Annotated in this window: 9 protein-coding genes; 2 read left to right on the forward strand and 7 right to left on the reverse strand. The window is 71.8% G+C overall.

What is annotated here, in order from left to right; genetic code table 11:
• Positions 1-311: 311 nt before the first annotated feature.
• The 7 genes from ABIC63_RS26825 to ABIC63_RS26855 all read right to left on the reverse strand — a co-directional run bounded on the left by ABIC63_RS26825 (position 312) and on the right by ABIC63_RS26855 (position 13,326).
• Positions 312-1,493 (reverse strand): GGDEF domain-containing protein, encoded by a 1,182-nt coding sequence (locus ABIC63_RS26825; protein ID WP_354321993.1) that lies wholly within the window; start codon positions 1,491-1,493, stop codon positions 312-314.
• Positions 1,494-1,521: 28 nt separating this feature from the next.
• On the reverse strand, positions 1,522-3,366 hold the full coding sequence (locus ABIC63_RS26830) for a TolC family protein (protein ID WP_354321994.1): 1,845 nt from the start codon (positions 3,364-3,366) through the stop codon (positions 1,522-1,524).
• 204 nt (positions 3,367-3,570) lie between these two features.
• Complete coding sequence (locus ABIC63_RS26835; RefSeq protein ID WP_294370753.1) at positions 3,571-4,884, reverse strand: HlyD family type I secretion periplasmic adaptor subunit; 1,314 nt, start codon at positions 4,882-4,884, stop codon at positions 3,571-3,573.
• Positions 4,881-6,665, reverse strand: a complete 1,785-nt coding sequence (locus tag ABIC63_RS26840; RefSeq protein ID WP_354321995.1) for a peptidase domain-containing ABC transporter — start codon at positions 6,663-6,665, stop codon at positions 4,881-4,883. Before ABIC63_RS26840 ends, ABIC63_RS26835 begins: the two co-directional genes overlap by 4 nt.
• Positions 6,666-6,768: 103 nt before the next feature.
• The gene (locus tag ABIC63_RS26845; RefSeq protein ID WP_354321996.1) at positions 6,769-9,897 is read right to left on the reverse strand and encodes a glutamate ligase domain-containing protein; all 3,129 of its coding nucleotides are present in this window, start codon (positions 9,895-9,897) and stop codon (positions 6,769-6,771) included.
• Between the two features lie 25 nt (positions 9,898-9,922).
• Entirely contained in the window at positions 9,923-10,435 is a 513-nt protein-coding gene (gene pal / locus ABIC63_RS26850) for a peptidoglycan-associated lipoprotein Pal (RefSeq protein WP_294370760.1), read from the reverse strand.
• Positions 10,436-10,512: 77 nt separating this feature from the next.
• Positions 10,513-13,326 carry a beta strand repeat-containing protein gene (locus ABIC63_RS26855; protein ID WP_354321997.1) on the reverse strand — a complete coding sequence of 938 codons (2,814 nt, stop codon included), beginning with the start codon at positions 13,324-13,326 and terminating at the stop codon, positions 10,513-10,515.
• A 513-nt stretch (positions 13,327-13,839) separates the two neighbouring features.
• Between ABIC63_RS26855 and ABIC63_RS26860 the strand changes: the two genes are divergently transcribed.
• Both ABIC63_RS26860 and ABIC63_RS26865 read left to right on the forward strand, forming a co-directional pair.
• Complete coding sequence (locus ABIC63_RS26860) at positions 13,840-14,613, forward strand: response regulator transcription factor (RefSeq protein ID WP_354321998.1); 774 nt, start codon at positions 13,840-13,842, stop codon at positions 14,611-14,613.
• A 209-nt stretch (positions 14,614-14,822) separates the two neighbouring features.
• Complete coding sequence (locus tag ABIC63_RS26865) at positions 14,823-16,313, forward strand: DUF4331 domain-containing protein (protein ID WP_354321999.1); 1,491 nt, start codon at positions 14,823-14,825, stop codon at positions 16,311-16,313.

Consider the following 16,313-nt stretch of genomic DNA (forward strand, 5'->3'; position numbering starts at 1 on the left):
CAGCCGCACGGGCTGCAGCAGGGGCGTGCCGGCAAAGACCGGCAGTGCGGGCGAATGCACCCGCAGCGTGTGTGACAGCGTGGACATGAAACCTCCCTGGTCTCGCGCCGGCGGCCTTCTGGGGATGAGGCGGCTCGGCTGGGGCGGGAGGTTAGCGGCGCGACGCGCGCGGCGCGGCGTCCGGCTCGGACCGCCGGCTCAACTTTGCAGGAGAGCGTGCATTAGTTCCGCCTCGGGCCGAGAGGCATCCGCACAGCGACGTCCGCCCCGGCCCGCCCATGCCCGCCGCAACGAACGGACCACGACACCGGTCAATCGCCGGCCGACTCCAGCACGGCGACCGGTGCAGCCTCGACGCGGTTGCGTCCGCGGTCCTTGGCCTGGTAGAGCGCCTGGTCGGCTTCGCGAAGCAGGTCCTCGATGCCGCCGCCGTCGCGGGGATGGCGGCATGCGACGCCCACGCTGACGGTCACGCCCGCAGGCAGTGCCCAGCCGGCATCGCGCGAGGCATCGATCACGCCCTGGCGCACCCGCTCGGCCACCTGCATCGCGTCGCGCAACGGGGTGGCCGGCAGCACGATGGCGAACTCCTCACCGCCCGGCCGCGCCGCCAGATCCTGCTCGCTGCGGCAGGCGTGGGCCAGCGCCGAGGCCACCGCCTGCAGGCAGCGGTCGCCTGCACCGTGGCCGTGGGCGTCGTTGTAGAGCTTGAAGCGGTCGACGTCGACGGACAGCAGGGCCACGGGCATGTCCTCGCGCAACGCACGCGCCCACACGGTGCCCAGCCATTCCATGTAGCTGCGTCGGTTGGCCAGGCCCGTGAGCGGATCGGCCCGGCTGAGCAGCTCGAGCTCGAAGTTGGCCTGCTCGAGCGCATGGCTGCGCGTGGCCAGGTCCTGCGCCAGGCGCTCGTTGTCCAGCGAGACGCGCAGCGCCTCGACATAGATGCGGCCCATGCGCCGCGCCACGGCAAGCTGGGCAAGGCAGAGCACCACCGATGCCACGGAGAGCACATGCGCGAAGCCCGGCCGCGCGATCAGCACCGCCACCGCCAGCGAACCGAGGATGGGCACCTGGAAAGCCGCATGGGTCTGCCAGTACGCCATGTTGGTCATGGTCATGGCCACCGCGCCCAACGCCGTGCCGACCACGACCGGCACCTCGTCGGCTTCGCCGTGGACCAGCATCCAGCCCAGGCCGATGCCCCAGGCCAGGCCGGTCAGGGCCATGAGCACCAGCGAGGCCCACACCCAGCGCAGGCCGGCATCGCCCCGTCGGCGGCTGCGCCGGTACGCCAGGCGCAGCCCCATGCGGGCGAAGATGGGCAGGCAGGAGGCCACCAGCCAGCCCATGACCAGCGCATGCCGGTCGGGCCGCCAGAAGACGCTGGCGAGCATGGCGGCGCCCGCCAGGCCCATGAAGCCGGAGACGGGCACGGTGTCGTAGAGCGCCTCGACGCGGCGGCGTCGCAGGATCGGATCGGCGTCGTTCAAGGAGAAGGCACGAGGGAAGGTACGCCCCTCACTGTAGACGCGAAGCGGTGCGCAGGGCCATGCGCTGGGGCAGGCTCTGCGCCGGCACCGCCACGCCGCCCGCGCGCTGCGCGGCCTTCACGTCCGGCCCGCGCACCGGCGGCGCCATCGGCTGCTGCACCACGGCCCGCGCCGGCGGACCGGCGGGCACGGTGGGCGCGCCCTGTTGCGTCATGCCCAGGCCGTCCGGCCCCAGCAGCGAGCGCGCGGGGCCGCCCACGATCTCGTCCACCCAGGGACTGACGCCGTCGGGCTCCACGCGCAGCTCGCCGGTGGCCCGGGCCAGCCGGAACTCGGTGACGCGCAGGTCGAACACGGCATCGATGTAGTCCAGCAGCAGGTTGTTGTGGTCGAGCTGCGCATCGAGCACGTTGGGCAGCGTCTCACGGCCGAACTCCAGCAGCCGGCTGCGCCCCCGGAAGGCCTCGCCCGACTCGGACACGGCCTCGCGCAGCTGCTGCTCGCGCTCGCGGCCGCTGGCGGTGCGGCCCCAGGCCGAGGCGGTGAGCTCCAGCAGGTTGCGGCGCACGCCGTCGAGCTTGGCCTCCTGCGTCTGTACCTCGGCCAGCGCCGACTTGACGCGCAGTTGGCGGTCGAAGCCGCTGCCGAAGTTCCAGTTGAGCTCCAGCGCGGCGCGCGTGGGCTCGGAGGTGGTCACGCCGCGCGGGTCCTTGGTCTTGACCACCACGGCATCCACCGTGGGCCAGACGCTGGCCTCCTGCTGCTCGACCAGCTCCCGCGCGCGTGCCACGCGCTCCTGGGCTTCGGTCAGCTCCGTGCTGCGCGATTCGGCGCGGGCGATGGCCTCCTGTTGCGAGGCGATCTGCCAGGCCGGCGGCGTGCGCAGCAGCGGCAGGCGCGCCGGGTCGGGCACGAAGCGGAAGTAGCTGTCGAACTTGGCGATGGCCTCGGCCAGTTGGGCATCGAAGTCCGCCTCGCGCGCGGCGATGCCGGCGCGGCGGGCGCTGGCCATGCGCAGGTCGTTCTGGCCGGCGCCCCCCAGGGCGACGCGGCGCTCCTCGCTCCTGGCAAGGTCCTGCACGATGCGGGTGGAGCGGCGGGCCACCTCGCGTTTGAGGTCGAAGCGCTGCACCTGCATGTAGGCCGTCAGGGCGTCGAGCACGACCTTCTGCGAGGTGGTCTTGACGGCCTCGCTCTGGGCCCGGCTGCCGGCCTCGGCGGCCCGCTCGCGCGCGCTCATGGCGCCGCCGTCGATCAGGCTCATGCGGGCCTCGGCGGTGAGCAGGGTGTAGGTCTCGCTGGAGGCGCCCTCGCGGCCGCTGTTGTAGGTGCCGCTGGCGGTGCCGACCTTGAAGCGCGGGTAACGCGCCTTCCTGGCCGCCTCGACCTCGAAGCCGCTGCTGGCGGCGGCGGCATCGGCGGCCAGCACTTCGGGATGCTCCAGCGCCAAGGTGCGCAGCGACTGCTTGAAGCGCTGGGTCTGGCCGGTGATGACGAGGCCCGGTGCGCCGGCCGCGGCGCCTGCAGAGGCCGGCGCGGCCGATGGCGTGGAGGCGGGCGCCACGGGCAGCGAGATGGGCACCGGCGCCGGTGTAGCGGCTGCTGCGGAGGGCGTGGGTGTCGTCGCGCTGCGCAGCGACGCTGGCGCCACCGCCGCGATGCGTTCACCGACCGGCATCGGCGCGGGTGACTCCGGCATCGACAGCCGCGTCGCCGTCAGCAGCCGCATGCCGTTCTCGTCGTACACGGCCACGGGCACGCCCTGCCGGCGGATCTGCACCTGAGCGGCGGCGGGCAGGCAGGCGAGCGCACAGGCCAGGGCGATGGCGGCGCGCGCCGGAGAGCGCAGCGGCCAGGCGGCGAGGCACTTCATGCGACGCCCTCCTGGCCGCGCATGGGCACCCTCCCCCTCTGGAGGAGGGCGGGGGTGGGGGCCTGCGGCGCTGGAAAGTGGCGGGCGGCGCTGGCCCCCATCCCTGCCTTCCCCCAGAGGGGGATGGGGCCAGACAACCACGCGGCCGACAGCGGGCGCATCGGCGCGACCGGTCTGACGATGGCCTCTCCTCCTCGCATCCGCTCAAGGTTCACGGAACGCCTCCCGCTGCAGCTTCAGCACGGGCCGCAGGATGTACCAGATGAAGGGATCGGTGCCCACGATCAGGTCCACCTCGGCCTCCATGCCGGGCGTGATGCGGTTCTCGGGCCGGCCCACGTGCGAGGCGCTGGTGCTCACCTGCAGCCGGTAGTAGGGCGGCGCGGTGGGCAGCGTGGCGTCGCGGTCGGCGTCGGCCGCCACCAGGTCCACGCGGCCATCCACCGTGCCGTAGCGCAGGAAGTCGTAGGCCGTGATCTTCACGCGGGCCTTCTGGCCGGCATGCACGAAGCCGCGGTCGTTGGGGCTCAGGCGCGCCTCGACCATCACCTGCGCGTCGTCGGGCACCACCTCCAGGATGGCCTCGCCGGGCTTGATGACCCAGCCGGGGCTGCCACTGCGCAGGCCCTTCACGATGCCCTCGCCCGGCGCCGTGACCACCGTGCGCGAGCGCTGGTTGCGGGCGCGCTGCAGGTCCTCGTTGAGGCTGGCGAGCTGGCGCTCGACGGTGGAGAGTTCGTCGGACGCGCGGCGGCGGAAACTGCCCTCGGTCTCGGCCAGCTTGGCCTGTGCCTCGCCGATGGCGGCGCTGGCCGAGATCACGCCCTGCCGCGCCACCGCGAGCTCGGCGCCGGCCACCTCGGCCTCGCGGCGCTTGTCGAGCACCTCCAGCTGGCCGATCAGCTTCTCGGCGGCCAGTTGCTCGGAGATCTCCAGCTCCTTGCGCGCCAGGGCCACGCGCTGCGTCAGGCCGGCCACCTTGGCCTGCTGCTCCATCTGCTTGCTGCGCGCGGCCTCCAGCGCGGCCTGGGCGCCGGCGGCGATGCCGCGCTGCTCCAGCGAACGGGCCTGGTACGCGCCCAGCTCGCCGCGCACCACGTCGGCGTCCATGGCGGGCGGAAAGCTCTCGCGCCGCAATGGCTCGCCGCGGCTCTCGGCCGTCAGGCGCAGGCGGGCAGCCTGGGTGGCGGCCTGACGGGCGGTCAGTTCCTCCAGGTTGAGGCCGCTGCCGCCCAGATCGATCTCCACCAGCGGCTGGCCGGCCTTGACGCGCTCGCCTTCGCGCACGAGCACGGCGCGCACGATGCCGCCTTCCAGATGCTGGATCGACTTCACGCGGTCGGACGGGATCACCTTGCCGTTGGCGACCACCACGGTCTCCATGGGAAAGGCCAGCGCCACCACGGCCAGCACGCCGATGGCGCCGCCGATGAGCCAGCGTCGGCGCCGGCCCGGACCGTCCGGCAGCGGCGCGCGGTCCTCGGCACGCAGCAGGACCTGGGGCAGATCGTTCTTCATGCGGCCACCTGTTGAAGGTCGGCGCGCTGGCTGCCGAAGAGCCGCGGCACCATCACCGCTGGCGCGCCCTGCTCCACGCCGCCATCGCCGGTGACGTGGTAGACGTTGTTGGCGGCGGCCACCATGCGCAGCGAATGGGTGACCACGATCACCGTGCGCGTGCGGGCGATGGCCACCAGCGTGTTGATGAGCTGGCGCTCGCTGTGGAAGTCGAGGTCGTTGCTGGGCTCGTCCAGCACCAGCACCGAGGGCTTGCGCAGGAAGGCCAGCGCCAGGCCCAGCTTGCGGCGCTCGCCCACCGACAGGCCGGTGCCACCCTCGCCGATGCGCGTGCGGTAGCCGGCGGGCAGGCGCGAGACGAAGTCGTGCGCGCCGGCCAGCTTGCAGGCCGCCACGATCTGCTCGTCGCTGTGGCCGGGCGCGCAGCGGCGCAGGGTCTCGATGATCTCGCCGGCGAACCAGTAGACCTCCTGCGAGAGGTAGCTGATCCACTTGGCGCGGTCGTCGCGGCCGAACTGGGCCAGGTCGTACTCGCCCAGGCTCACGGTGCCGGCGCTGGGCGCATACAGGCCGCAGATGAGCCGCACCAGCGTGGACTTGCCGGCGCCGTTGCGGCCCACCACGGCATGCAGGCCAGCCGGGCCGATGGCGAGGTCGAGCTTCTCGAACACCGGTCGGCCCTGCGCATGGAAGCGGAAGTCCACATCGCGCAGCTGCACCAGGCCGGGCGGCTGCGGCAGGTTCAGGCCGCTGGGCTCGCGCTCCACGGGCTCGCAGAGCACCTTTTCGAGCCGGCTGGCCGCCTCGCCCGCCGTGGCCAGCGCACGCCAGTTGGAGACCAGCCCGGCCACCGGCTGCAGCGCCCGCATGGCCAGCATGTTGGCCGCCACCAGGCCGCCGACGGTCATCCACTGCTCCATGACCGACAGCGCGCCCACCGTGATGACCACCGTCGAGAAGATGGTCAGCAGCACCGTCGTGCCGTCGCGGGCGGTCTCGATCTCGCCGTTCTTGCGGAAGCTCTCGCCCAGCCAGTGGTCGTAGGTCTGGCGCCAGCCCTCGATGGTGGGGCCGTCGTTGGCCTGGGTCTTGAGCGTTTCGCGCGCGGCGCAGATCTCGGCCGTCATGCGTTCGAGGTTGCGGCTGCGCTCGGTTTCCTCGACGCGGCCGGCGCGCACCTCGTCGGCCCACCACCAGGCCAGGAAGGACATCACGCCCAGAAAGACCACCACCACCGGCAGCACCGGCAGCGCCACGATGCCGATGACCACCAGCGCGAACAGCGCCATGGGCAGATCGAAGATCGATTGCGCGAGGCCGCTGCTGAGCGTCATGCGCACCGCGCCCACGTCGCGAAACAGCAGGAACCAGGCGGCGGCGGGCCGCTCCTCCAGCGCCCGCAGGGGTCGGTTGAGCATGGACTGCAGCAGGGCGCCGGAGATGCCGTGGTCGATGGTGGCGCCCGCGTCGCGCAGCAGGCGCGAGCGGCGGCTGCGCAGCACGAACTCGATGGCCAGGAAGAACAGGATGCCGCTGAACAGCGCCCACAGCGTGGAGGTGCCGCTGCGGTAGATGACCCGGTCGTACACCTGCAGCAGGAAGATCGACGGCAGCAGCCCGAACAGGCTGATCGGCACCGACCACCAGGCCGCCTGCCGCACGGCCGGATAGGCCGCGCCGAAGGCCCGGCCGAGCGCGTCGGCATGCGGGCTGGGCGGCTCATCGCCCTCGGCCGTGACCGAGGGAGCGACCAGCTGGCTGGGAAGCAGGTACTTCAGCATGGGCGGCCGTCGATGTTGAAAACCATGAACAGATTGTTACTCACTGAGGCGGACGCAGGTCAGGTTGAAGACAGAAAGCCGGGTAAACGCCGAGCCGACCCGATCAGGCCATCGCCTTGACGGCCTTGGCGAGGCGGGCCAGGCCGATGCGCGCGCCGCCCTTGGCCAGCACCCAGTCGCCCGGCGCCACGATGTCGCCGAAGGCGGCCACGAGCTCGACGGCGTCGTTGAACCACCGCACCGGCACCAGCGGCTTCAGCCGCTGGGCCAGAGGGCCCATGAGCGGCCCGCACAGCAGCACGCGGCCCGGCTGCGCAGCCAGCACCTCGGTCTGCAGCGCCAGGTGGTGGCGCTGCGACTCCGCGCCCAGGCCCTGCATCTCGCCCAGCACCGCCACCCGCTGCCTCGGCGCGCAGGGCGCCTGGGCCAGCAGGGCGAGTGCGGCCCGCATGGAGGTGGGATTGGCATCGTGCGTCTCGTCCACGAAGTGGAAGCTGCCGCCGGCGATGGGCACTTCCAGCACGGGCCCGCGCCATTCATGCCGCTCGAAGCCGCCCAGGGCCACCAGCGCCGCGCCCAGTTGCGCCTGCCATTCCAGGGCCAGCACGGTGGCCAGCACCGCGGTGGCGCCCAGGCCCACATGCGCGCCCACGGCCTGCAGCTTCATCCGCACCGGGCTGCCCACGACCTCGGCGCGCAGTTCGCCATGCCCCAGCGCCGTGAGGCGCACCTGCGCATCGCGATGGCTGCCGTGGTCGAACACGCGCAGGCCCCGCCGCGCCGCCAGCATGGCCAGGCCGTCGTAGCCCGGCATGTCGCGGCACAGCACGAGGCAGGCGTCTTCGGGCATGGCCTCGAAAAGCAGGGCCGCCTTGCGCTGCACGTCGGCTGCGGCAGGTTCGGCGGGATCGATGGCCAGCACCAGCACCTGCGGGCGCGCGACCTGCACCATGGCCGGCGCCGGGGCCTGGCCCAGCTCCAGCACCCAGGCGGCGGCCTCCTGCGGCAGGCAGCTCAGGGCCCAGGCCACGCCCAGCGGCAGGCGCTGGCGGGTCTCGGGCTCCCCCACCTCGCCCCAGGCGCCCAGTGTCTTGACCAGCATGGCGGCGGTCGTGTCGCGCGCGGCATTGCCGGCCACGGCGACCACACGGCCCGGAAACTGCGCGCGCGCCTGGGCCCCCAGGTCCAGCATGGCCTGCCGCACGTCCTCCACCCGCAGCACCGGCAGGCCGCGGTGCAGGTGCGGCGCCGGATGGGCGCACAGCACCGCCGCGGCGGGCCGCAGGCCGTCCAGCTCCAGCGGCGCCGGTGTGCGGCCGGCGCGCTCGTCGTGCAGGCACAGCAGGCGCTGCGGCTGCGCGAAGGGCCGGGTCGCCATGCCGACGGCATGCCAGCCCTCGGGCGGCGCGACCACCCAGTCACCGCCTGTGATGCGGGCCAGCTCGGCCGCCGACCAGCGCACGCCACGGGCCGCCGGCTCCGGCGCGGCGCGGCCGGCGGTCTCGCGCTCGGCCATCAGCCGGTGGTAGGCCACCATGCCCGACAGGTAGTGCTCCACGTCGTCGATGCGCACGCGGAAGGAATGGTGGCGGATGAAGAAGGACCCGACGACGGCGGAGGGCCGCCTGAAGTACATCGCCATCTCGGGCCAGAAATAGCCGTTCTGCAGGTAGTTGGCGCGGTAGTGCAGCGCGCGCTCGAACTTCTCCAGGTCGATCTCGTCCAGCAGGTGGACCAGGGCCGGGATGCCTTCGAGCCGGCGGATCATGGCCTGGGCCGCAAGCATCAACTCCAGCAGCGTGGGGAAGGTGGTCTTGCGGTCGAGCACGAAGTCCAGGTAGCCGGCCACGTTCTGGATGCCGAAACGGAAGTACTTCTCCAGCGGCCGCCAGCGGGTGAGTTCGTTGACGCTGTAGCTGAGCCAGTGGTCGTGCGCCTGCCAGTGCTGCTGGCCGATGAAGTGCTCGAAGGCACGCTCCACCACGGCGAGCCAGCGCTCGTCGCGCGTCAGCGCATACAGCCGCAGCAGGCCGAAGGCCGCCTCGCCGTCGTAGTAGATGATGCGCGAGACCTCCTTCACCGACAGGTCCTGCGCATGCAGCACATGCACGAAGCGGCCGGTAGCCGCGTCCTGCATGGCGGCGATGCCGGTGGCCAGGCGCTCCATCAGCGGGCGCCATTCGTCGGTACCCAGAACTTCGCTGTACTTGACCAGCGCCAGCAGCGCAACGGCGTTGCCCCCCAGCTTGATCTCGTCGCCCACGTCGACCAGGAAGGCGGCGGCGCGGCCATCGGCCAGCGTGTAGTCGCGCACCAGCTGCTGCGTCAGGTGCTGCAGGCCGCGGTCGATGGCCTGGCGCAGCGCCGGGTCGCGCGTGAGCTCCCAGGCTTCGGCCATGGCGTAGAGCGAGCTGGCATGACGCAGCGTGTTGTAGCTGGGGATCAGCCGGTCGAAGCAGGGGAAGTAGCCGTAGACGAAGCGGCCGTTGTCCTGCACCTGGCGGGCCAGATGCGCGGAGCCGGTGCGCACCAGCTCCAGCGCCGCGGCGGCATCGAGCGGCGGCACCTGGCGGCGGCCGGTGTCCAGGCCATGGCCAGCCAAGCGGTGCACCACGCCATCCTCCTGGCAGAAGACACCGCCCAGGGCCAGCAGGTAGACCTTGTCCTGCGGCTCGAGCGCCGGGGCCGGCTGGCCGCGGTAGCGCTGCTGCAGGTAGAGGCCCAGGTTGTGGCGGTTGATGACCGCATGCGGGATCTCGGGGCCGCCGTAGAGCAGCGCGTTGGCATTGATCTCCTGCTCGGTCAGGGCCATCGCGAAAGCGCCGTCGAAGGCCAGCCCCAGGCGGAAGTAATTGCGCTTGACCTGGCGCAGCTGCTGCTCGAACTCGCCGACGGGCAGTTCGCCCACGCCCTGCACCCAGTCCACACGCAGCCAGGGCGACTGCAGCTGCTGCCGCAGCACGAAGGCGCTGGCGCGGCGCGCACCGGCCTGCCAGGCCTCGTCGAAGCTGGCGCCCGTCGCATGCAGCACCTGCGCGCGGCGTTGGCCGTCGGTGACCGAGAAGAAGAGCGTGAAGGCCGGGTACGGCGCCGGGACGGGCGCGCACATCACCGCCACCTTGTCGCGGCAGGCGGCGAGCTGGGCGGCAAAGCCGCGCTCGCCGGGCTGCCCGGGCGAGCCGGCGAGCGGCAAGACCGCCCCCCCGGCGCCCGGCCGGGCGGGGGCGCTCACGTCCTGGTCCATCGTGCGGCGCCGGTCAGCGGTAGACGAACTCGACGCGGCGGTTCAGCTGGTAGCCGGCCTCGGTCTTCTCCAGCGAGGCGGGCTTTTCCATGCCCCAGCTGATGGCCTCCATGCGCTCGTTGGGCACGCCACCCAGCTGCATGGCCTGGCGCACCGCCTCGGCGCGGCGCTGGCCGAGGGCCACGTTGTACGAGCGGCCGCCGCGGGCATCGGTGTGGCCTTCGAGCACCACGCGGGCCTGCGGGCGCTCGCGCATGTAGCGCGCATGGGCCTCGACGATGGAGCGGTACTCGGGCTTCACCTCGTACTTGTCGAAGTCGAAGTACACGATGCGGGCCACGCCCGCCGGCCCCGACAGGGCCGGTGGCGGGGGCGGCGCCTGCACCGGGGCCACGGCGCTGCGGCCCTTGGGATTGGCGTAGTAGTAGGTGGTGTCTTCGCTGCCGTCCTTGGGCGCCGTGCCGCAGGCGGCCAGCAGCACGGAGACCGACAGCGCAAGGCTGAGGCGTTGGAGTGACTTCATCATGGAGGGACCTTTGGTCAACGACCGGCCCGCACGGCGGGCCGGCCACTCGACAGGGGACGACGAGGGCGCCGGACTCATCAGCCAAGCAGGTTGTGCAGCAGGCCGCCGACCGGGCTGGCCGGGCTGGTGGTGCTGCCACCGGTGCCGCTGGAGACCGGCTCGGTGACGCTGCCGAGGCCGCCGAGCAGGCCGCCCACCAGGCCGCCACTGCCGCCGCTGCCACCCAGGACATTGCCCAGCAGGCCATTGCTGCCGGCGACGGTGTCGAGCACGCCGCTGACCACGCCGTGGTCGCCCGCCACCGTGTCGAGCAGACCGCCGACCACGCCGCTGCTGCCGGTGATGCCGTCCAGCAGGCCGCCGGCGCCGCCGTCGCTGCCCGTGACGCTGCCCAGCGCACCGCCGAGCACGCCGTTGTCGCCCAGCACGGCGTTCAACAGATCGCCGGCACCGCTGGCACCGTCGGCGGCGCCCAGCACACCGCCCAGCAGGCCATCGGCACCCAGCACACTCCCCACCAGATCGCCCCCCAGGAGTTCGCCGCCGGCCACGGTGTCGAGCAGACCGCCCACGATGCCGGTGTCGCCAGCGATGCCGCCGAGCAGGTCACCGCCGGTGAGCCCACCCAGCAGACCGTCCTGGCCCAGCACGCCGCCGAGTAAGTCACCTCCCAGCAGGTCACCCCCAGTGACGCCACCCAGCAGGCCGTCGCTGCCGAGCACGCCGCCCAGCAGGTCGCCGCCGAGTGCACCGTCGGTGATGTTCGCCACGCCGTCGGTCACGTAGTCCACCTGCTGTGTCACGCCGGAGAGGACGTCGTGCACGATGTTCGAGCCCAGCAGCCCTTCGCTCAGCGGCGAGACCAGGCCGTCCACCGCGCCGGTGGCCGTGCCCACGACGTCATCCACGGGGTCCAGCACGTTCGGGTCGTTGGCCGTGAAGCTGTCGCCCAGCAGCGGCGACAGCGCACCGCTGACCGTGCCGCCCACGTTGTCCACCAGACCCGTGACCGGTGCCAGCGTGTCCGACAGGCCCAGCTCGCCCACCAGGGGCAGGCTGTCCAGGCTGGCGACGGTGTCGGAGACCACGCCCACCGCGGGGTCCAGCAGCTGGTTGCCCGTGCCACCGTCGCCCCCGCCGGTCAGGTCGCCGAGCAGGCCGCCCAGCAGGCCGTCGTTGCCCACGACGCCACCGAGCAGATCGCCGCCCAGCAAGTCACCACCAGTGAGGCCACCGAGCAGGCCGTCTTCACCGAGAACGCCGCCGAGCAGATCCCCACCCAGCAGGTCACCACCGGCGAGGCCGCCCAGCAGCCCGTCTTCACCGAGAACGCCGCCGAGCAGGTCTCCGCCAAGGAGCTCGCCTCCCAGCAGGCCGCCCACGACGCCGTTCTCGCCGACCAGTCCGCCCACCAGGCCGTCCTCGGTCAGCAGACCGCCGACCAGGCCGTCGTCGCCCAGCACGCCTCCCAGCAGCCCCTGGTCGCCCAGCACGGCATCCAGCGGGCCGCCGAGCGTGCCCCCCACCAAGCCGCCGATCAGACCGTCCTCGCCCAGCAGCGTGTCGGTCAGCCCGTCGACGATGCCGCCGTTGCCGACCACGCCACCGAGCAGGCCGTTGTCGGCCACCAGGCCGCCGACCAGGCCATCCTCGGCCAGCAGCCCGCCCACCAGGCCGTTCTCGGTCAGCAGCCCGCCGACGAGGCCGTCGTCGCCGAGCACACCGCCCAGCAGGTTGCCGACGACGCCGTCCTCGGCGAGCAGGCCGCCCACCACGCCGTCCAGGCCGGTGGCGCCGAGCACGCCGCCCAGGGGGCCGTCGCTGCTCACGAGGTTGTCCAGCAGGTTGACGACGGCGTCGGTGACGTAGTCGACCTGGGTGTCGAGGGAGCCGAGCACGGCGCCCGTGGTGCCGCTGCCCAGGAGGTCGTCCACGACAGGGGTGAGCACGGTGCCCAGGCCGTCGGTGACGCTGTCGACGCTCTGGTCGACGGGGTCGAGGGCGTTGGGGTCGTTGGCGGTGAATTCGGAGCCGACCAGGGGCGAGAGGGTGTTGTCCAGCACGGTGGTCACGTTGTCGACGACGCTGACCACGGGGTTGAGCGAGTCGCCCAGGCCCAGGGCATCGGAGACGCCCCCGACGACGGTGCCGCCGAGGCTGTCGGTGGGATCGAGCAGGGCATCGGCATCGGCATCGGCATCGGCGTCTGCGTCTGCGTCTGCGTCTGCGTCTGCATCGGCATCTGCGTCTGCATCGGCATCGGCATCGGCGTCGGCGTCGGCGTCGGCGTCGGCGTCGGCGTCAGCATCGGCATCCGCATCCGCATCCGCATCCGCGTCAGCGTCAGCATCTGCATCTGCGTCCCCATCCTCGCCCGGCTGCGGGACGAGCAACGGGAGCACGCTCCCGTCATCCCCACCGCTGTCGGCGGCGGCCACCAGGGCCGCGCCGCCCAGGGCCGCCAGCGCGAAGTCGGCCAGGCCCAGTCCGCCCGTGGCAGCCAGGGTCTTCTTCACCGCCAGCGCCGCGCCTTCGGCATCGCCGGCGGGCGCCACGGCCAGGTCGCCGGCAGCCAGGTCCACATCGACCTGCTGCAGGCCGCCCGGCAGGGCCGTCGCGGAGATGGTGGCGTCCGTGCCGCCGGTGAAGGTGCCGACCAGTGGCGCCTGGTTGGCACCGGCGCCGGGGAAATTCACGGCCGCCTGTCCGCCATCGGGAACCAGCACCCGGTCGCCGGGCAGCAGCGCCTGCGTGCCCTCGACGGGCAGGCGCACGCCCTCGCGGATCACGGCGACGCCGGGCGTGGCATTGGACAGGGTGCCCACGCCCGCCGTCGCGGCACCGCCACCCGTCGCAGAAGCAGCGACAGGCGCGGCAGAAGTCTGGGCCATCAGAACCGGCTTGTCGCCAGCAGAGGACGCCGAAAGGGCGGAGGAAGCGGAGGTCGAAGTCTGGAGCGTCATGGAGGGCCTCGTTGTGCGACGGAGATGAACCTGTGGGGCAACATGCATGCCGCCCGCGCCACCCGCCAACCGCGCGACGGACCCTGCAACCCAAGTCTTTGTCAGACAAGGAATTTCCTGCAATGCCCGCGGGCGCCTCCGCCCGCACGCGGCGCATTCGCCCGCGCTTGTTACGGGGCCGCCGCCCGTAACGCCGTAACGACATCGCCACGCCCCGGGGCCATCGATCCCGTCCGATGCCCCGATTTCCTTTTATTGCGGTCCTGCCGCTTTCCTCCCAAATATTTACATTCATTTATCAACGATATTCAAACATCTTCAATGGTCTTTTTGCCTTCTCAACAATAGGCGCGAAATTTAACAGTACACCTTTTCTGTCCTGTCTAATGGCGTCGCTTCCCCTCCAAATCGAATTACCGACCCATTTCAGGAGAGCGCGATATGCGTATTGCAGTTGTGGACGACGAGCCGGCGTCGCTGGATTTCCTGCACCGGACCATCACCCAGGAAGGCCATGAGTGTTTCGGCTTCACCACCGGGCTGGACCTCCTGCGCACCCTGCGCCATCACAGCTTCGACCTGCTGGTGATCGACTGGACCCTGCCCGACCTGACCGGGGCCGAGCTGATCCGAATGATCCGCAACGGCCTGCCCAGCACGGTGCCAATCATCTTCATCACCACCGGCGAGAGCGACGCCGACATGGTCGAAGGCCTGGGCGCCGGCGCGGATGACCACCTGTGCCGCCCGGTGCGCACCGGCGAACTGGCCGCCCGCATGCAGGCCCTGCTGCGCCGCACCTATCCGCAATTGACCGAGGCCGAATTGCATTTCGGCGTCTACACCTTCATGCCCCGCCGCCGGCAATTGACGGTGCGCAGCACCCTGGTGCCGCTCACCAACCGCGAATTCGAACTGGCCCTGCTGCTGTTCCGCAACCTGGGCCGCCTGCTGTCGCGCGAACACCTGTGCGGCACCGTGGTGGGCCCAGGCGCAGAGACCACCTCGCGCTCGCTGGATACCCATGTCTCGCGCCTGCGCCACAAGCTGGACCTGCGGCCGCACAACGGCTACCTGCTGTCGGCGATCTACCGCATGGGCTACCGCCTCGACGCCATCGAGGAGCGCGCCGTCGGCACGGCGGCCGACACCACGGCGGGGGGCGCGGAGCGTCCGCTGCTGCCGGGCCGCAGCCGCACACCGCCAGCGGCCTGACCGCCACCCTCCCGCGCCGCATGAAAGGCCGCCATCGCTGGCGGCCTTTTCGTTTTCGCAGTCCGTGTTCCGCACAGGGGGCCTCTCGGTGCAAACCCGAGGTCCGCACGCCCTCTGCATCCAGTGCATGCGCAGTGCCGTATCCGATCCACCGATGCGAAATCGGTCGAATCCCACTGCCCATCACTCCACCTACAGAGGTCACGCCGATGAGACTGTCCATCCCTGCCAAGGCGCTCGGCTTTGCCGCCGGCGCGCTGCTGATTGCGGGCGCCCACGCGTCCAGCCACCGCGAGGCGCCGTCGATCGCGGGCATGCCCAAGCTGGACGCCACCGACTTCTACATGTTCCGCAGCTACGAGGCCGGCCGGCAGGACTACCTGACGCTGATCGCCAACTACCAGCCCGACCAGAGCGCCTACGGCGGGCCCAACTACTTCAGCATGGACCCGAACGCCCTGTACGAGATCCACCTGGACACCAACGGCGACGCGGTGGAAGACCTCACCTTCCAGTTCCGCTTCAAGAACACGCTGCGCGACATCCAGCTGCCCGTGGGTGGCAAGCAGGTGTCGATCCCGCTGATCCAGGCCGGCGGCATCACGGGGCCCAACCAGGCCACCAGCAACCTGCGCGAGACCTACACCCTGAGCGTGGTGCGCGGCGACCGGCGCAAGGGCACCGTCCAGCCGGTGACCGGGCCCGGCGGCGCCACCGAGTTCGACAAGCCGACCGACAACATCGGCGAGAAGACCTTCGGTGCCGGCGCGGGCTATGCCAACTACGCCAACCAGCACATCTACGCCGTCAACATCCCCGGCTGCAGCGCGCCCGGACGCGTGTTCGTGGGCCAGCGCAAGGACCCGTTCAGTGTGGCGCTCGGCCAGGTGTTCGACCTGGTCAACCTCAACCCACTGGGTGCGCCCGATGCCAATGCCGACGCGCTCGCGGCCAAGAACGTGACGACGATGGCGGTGGAACTGCCCATCGCCTGCGTGACGACGGCGAGCCAGCCCATCGTCGGCGGCTGGACCACCGCCAGCGTGCGGCAGGGCCGGCTGATCGCCAGCCCGCCCAAGAGCGGCCACGGCACGACCGCCATCCAGGGCGGCGCCTGGGCCCAGGTCTCGCGCCTGGGCATGCCGCTGGTCAACGAGGTGGTGATCGGCCTGAAGGACAAGGACCGCTTCAACAGCTCCAAGCCCATGGACGACGCCCAGTTCGCCAACTACGTGACCAACCCCACGCTGCCGGCGCTGGTGCAGACGCTGTTCTCGGCGCCCGCCCCCACCAACTTCCCGCGCACCGACCTCGTCGCCGCCTTCCTCACCGGCGTGGACGGCCTGAACAAGCCGACCAACGTGAAGGCCTCCGAAATGCTGCGACTCAACACCAGCATCGCCGCGACGCCCAAGGCGCAGCAGAGCAACCTGGGCGTGCTGGGCGGCGACAAGGCGGGCTTTCCCAACGGCCGCCGCCCCGGCGACGACGTGGTGGACGCCGAACTGCGCGTGGCCATGGGCGCCCTGTGCGTGGCCACCGGCGCCGACGACGCGCTCAAGGTGGGCTGCAAGCCGTCGGATGCGCCCGCGGGCGGCGCGGCGCTGACCGATGGCGCCGCGCAGTCGCCGGCCCAGTTCCCGGACGCCTTCCCGTACCTCAACACACCGCTGCCGGGCGCGACCCTGGCCCGCCAGTGA

Source organism: Pseudacidovorax sp. 1753 (genome assembly GCF_040544975.1).
Lineage (GTDB): Bacteria > Pseudomonadota > Gammaproteobacteria > Burkholderiales > Burkholderiaceae_C > Xenophilus.

What these genes read in the sequence shown, in the direction of transcription:
- ABIC63_RS26830 (WP_354321994.1), bottom strand. Translation starts at nt 3,366, where the DNA reads ATGAAGTGCCTCGCCGCCTGGCCGCTGCGCTCTCCGGCGCGCGCCGCC.
- ABIC63_RS26835 (WP_294370753.1), bottom strand. Translation starts at nt 4,884, where the DNA reads ATGAAGAACGATCTGCCCCAGGTCCTGCTGCGTGCCGAGGACCGCGCG.
- ABIC63_RS26840 (WP_354321995.1), bottom strand. Translation starts at nt 6,665, where the DNA reads ATGCTGAAGTACCTGCTTCCCAGCCAGCTGGTCGCTCCCTCGGTCACG.
- pal (WP_294370760.1), bottom strand. Translation starts at nt 10,435, where the DNA reads ATGATGAAGTCACTCCAACGCCTCAGCCTTGCGCTGTCGGTCTCCGTG.
- ABIC63_RS26855 (WP_354321997.1), bottom strand. Translation starts at nt 13,326, where the DNA reads ATGGCCCAGACTTCTGCCGCGCCTGTCGCTGCTTCTGCGACGGGTGGC.
- ABIC63_RS26860 (WP_354321998.1), top strand. Translation starts at nt 13,840, where the DNA reads ATGCGTATTGCAGTTGTGGACGACGAGCCGGCGTCGCTGGATTTCCTG.
- ABIC63_RS26865 (WP_354321999.1), top strand. Translation starts at nt 14,823, where the DNA reads ATGAGACTGTCCATCCCTGCCAAGGCGCTCGGCTTTGCCGCCGGCGCG.